Origin of the sequence: Streptomyces sp. ADMS, from assembly GCF_033441795.1 — a bacterium.
GTDB lineage: Bacteria > Actinomycetota > Actinomycetes > Streptomycetales > Streptomycetaceae > Streptomyces.
On the sequence record NZ_JAVFVX010000252.1, the window covers coordinates 1 to 3,140 of the forward strand.

Sequence of the window (3,140 nt, forward strand, 5' to 3'; positions counted from 1 at the left end):
GAGGTGATCAGGTACGTGACCGAGAAGTACGGCGCCGACAAGGTCGCCATGATCGTGCCTTTTTCGGTGTGCATCCCGGCTGAGGGAAGTTCGCCGTATCTGGGCTTCCTTTCAGAGTGAGATGTCGATGTAGTCGATGTCCGTGAATTCGATTTCAAGGTGTCCAGCGCGACGTCCGTGGTCTTTAAAATACGTTTCTTGGAGTCCTTCGGCGATGATTTCGTTGGGAGACTGGTCGCCGATGCCCTTCTGCGCGTCGAAGAGACGTCGGGCGTAGTCGGCCGGCAGGTGGACGGTGATGCGCCGTGTGCGACCGTCGTCGGTCGTGCCGATCGGGGCGCTGTAGCCGAAGCGGGCGCGGGCTTCAACGGTGATCCCGGTACGGGTTGCGGCCTGCTTGCGGCGCCGGTCGCGGACCCTCGGTTGCCAGCGGGCCCGTACTGCCGCGTCGATACGGTCGGCGATCTTTTTGGGCGGCTGCTTGCGGGCGCCGGTGCGGTAGCGCTCCACGGAGCGCTGGGTGATACCGAGTTCCTGGGCGACGGCCTTGGTCGTCTTCAGCTGCTTCAGCAGGAAGTTGATGCGCCCTTTGAGGGTCTTGGGCGGGTCGTGGGTGAAGACTTCCTGGCCGGCGCGCTCGATCGCTTCCTGGACCAGGGCGTCGTCGGCGTCGGCGTTGCCCGGGCGGATCAGTCGCACCACGGGGCTACTCCCCTTCATCCATGACGGCGTCGCCGCCCTTGATGTGGCGGGCGGGGTTGTAGCCCTGTTCCATCAGGTCCACAGCCCACGCCATCTCCTGGACACCCTCGACCTTGCAGAAGCCGGGGTTCGCGCCGATGCGGAACGTGCCGTAGACCGGTGTGCCGTCGCCGTTGTGCGGGAGGAAGTCCAGCGGGGAGGAGCCTGGGCTGGCGTAGACGGCGCAGTCGGACAGCACCGCGAGCGGGTACAGGCCGGTCAGGGCGGCGAGCTTGGCCAGTTTGCGGTGCATATTCACGCGCGCCTTGGCGATGAGCATCGCCCGGATGTGCGGACTCCACGTCGCCCGTTCCAGGGCGGGCCAGCGCTCGCCCTCGGTGTAGTGACGGCCCTGGGGTCGTTCGCGGAGCTTGCCGATGCCGCCCTTGACCGTCGACTTGATGGCGGACAGGACCATCGCGCCCTGTCGGTGCCGGTGGATGGCGGCCTGCAGGTCCTCGTCGCTCCGGTCAGTGAGGTGCGCCAAGTCGGCGCGGCCGGCCGCGAGTTCACGCAGCGCAGTGCGCAGCGCTTCGAGGCCGTCCTGGTGGGCTGCGGCGTAGGTCTTGTGCAGGGCCATCGCGGTGAGGAACGTGCTCTCGTCGGTGTCCTTGTCCGTGGGCACGCCCATGTCGGCGGTCGTGGTGACGAAGGCGTCCTTGAGACGGTCGTGCCACGGGTCCAGGTATGCGCCCGTCTCGTGGCGCAGGTATGCCTCGGCCGGTGTGACGCCGTAGCCGAGCTCGACCGCGTACGCCACGGTCGGTGTCGCGTACCAGCCGGGTCCTTCGGGGCGCTGTCCGGTGGGCGTGAACGGGTTCGGCAGGCGCGGGTCCAGTTCGATGTGAGAGAAGTCGACCAGCCAGCTGCCGGGGATCTTCTTGTCGAAGCCCGGGGTCATGACGTGGGCCGGCTGCGACAGGCCGACGGTGAGGCGGGCGGCGGCCGCGAGGAAGGCGGTATTGATGTCGATGCCGACCGCCCATGGCAGCAGGCACTCCTCGTCGGAGAGCAGCTTGGGGTCGCGGACCCACTGGTATGCCTCTTCGTCCAGGAAGCCGCCCGTCCAGCCCTGGGCGGCGGGGTGTTCCAGCGGGGCTTCCGGCGGGGCCGGGTCGATCGGGCGGGTGAGCGCGCCCGGGTTCGGCCCGGACACCCACTCGCCGGTCGTGTCGTCCTTCACTGGGCGGGTCGGCGGCCGCATCGCGGTCATCAGCTCCAGCCCCGATACGGCGGTGGAGCCGCGCGGGGTGATGACCCGGGAGGCGTACACGCCCAGTACTCGGGCGAGGTCCGCGGGGTGCAGGGTGGCGGCGTCGCCCCAGGCGCGGGTGTCCAGGGCGTCCCAGGGCAGGATCGTCAGCTGCACGCACTGGCGCTGGCTGCCCTTGGCCGGGCGGTAGATGCGGGCCCACGGGCCGAAGCCGCGCTGGGTGAGTTTCCACTTCGCCTTCGTGATCTGCTTGACGACCGGGTGGTCCTCCGGCAGCCGCAGGTTCCGGCGTGCCTCATGGCCCTCCAGACGCTCCGGCAGACCGAACCGTACGGCGGCCGCCGCGGTCAGCACGATCAGCGGATCGGAGTCCTTGCCGTTCTTGTTCAGCCGTGGCGCGCCGATCCCGGACTCCTTCAGCGTCCAGTCGACCAGCTGCGGAATCGTCGTCGCCGCACACTCCAGCAGCACCCCGCCCAGGCAGAACGCCGTGCCCTCCCCGTCCAGCACCGCGAGCGGGCCATGAGGGAACCGGGGATCCGCCACGGGGGCGACCGTCTTCGGCCGGGCCGGACGCCGCGACGTCGGTGCCGGCCCGGTGGTGACTGCCGGACGGGACGCGGCGGAGGCGGGGCGCTGCGGAGGCGGCGGGTCCTCAGGGGCTGGCGCGGTCGCCGGGGCATTGGCCGGGCCGGTGGGGGCAGTTGGCGCATCCGGCGTAGCTGCGGGCCCGGTGAAGACCTCTGTATCCGGCGCGGGGTGGGCCGGGTATTTCGCCGCCCAGCCTTCCAGTAGCCGCAGATACGCCTCAAGCCGCGGTGGTCTGGGGTCGGTACGGCCTGATTCCCAGCCGTTGACCGTCTCCCGCCGTGACTGCAGCGCCCGGGCCACATCGTCCTGCGTCAGACCAGCGGCCTTACGCAGCCGCTGCCGTTCCTCCGGGAGCGGCAGCACAGGCCTGGGCTGCGTCAGCAGCTCATCGACCGCGGCGAACAGCTCTTCCTGGCTCGGCATGCTTCACCCTCCCGCACTACAACCTAGATCAAATTTAACCCCCAACCGCATACCGAAACGCACTCTGCGGCCAGGGAGGGCAGGAGTGTGAGCGGAAGGGCTCCGTGAGTCGACTTACGGGGCTTTGGGTAACGCAGTGGCGGCCGACCCCCACACGTGTGGGGGTCGGCCG

Annotated in this window: 2 protein-coding genes; both read right to left on the bottom strand. The window is 69.4% G+C overall.

Features of this window, described 5'->3' with window-relative positions:
- Positions 1 to 111: 111 nt before the first annotated feature.
- Positions 112 to 702 (bottom strand): telomere-protecting terminal protein Tpg, encoded by a 591-nt coding sequence (gene tpg / locus RB628_RS39960; RefSeq protein ID WP_318325556.1) that lies wholly within the window; start codon positions 700 to 702, stop codon positions 112 to 114.
- A gap of 4 nt (positions 703 to 706) precedes the next feature.
- Positions 707 to 2,968: a telomere-associated protein Tap gene (gene tap / locus RB628_RS39965; RefSeq protein ID WP_318325557.1), complete on the bottom strand. Its 2,262-nt coding sequence runs from the start codon at positions 2,966 to 2,968 to the stop codon at positions 707 to 709.
- Positions 2,969 to 3,140 lie beyond the last annotated feature (172 nt).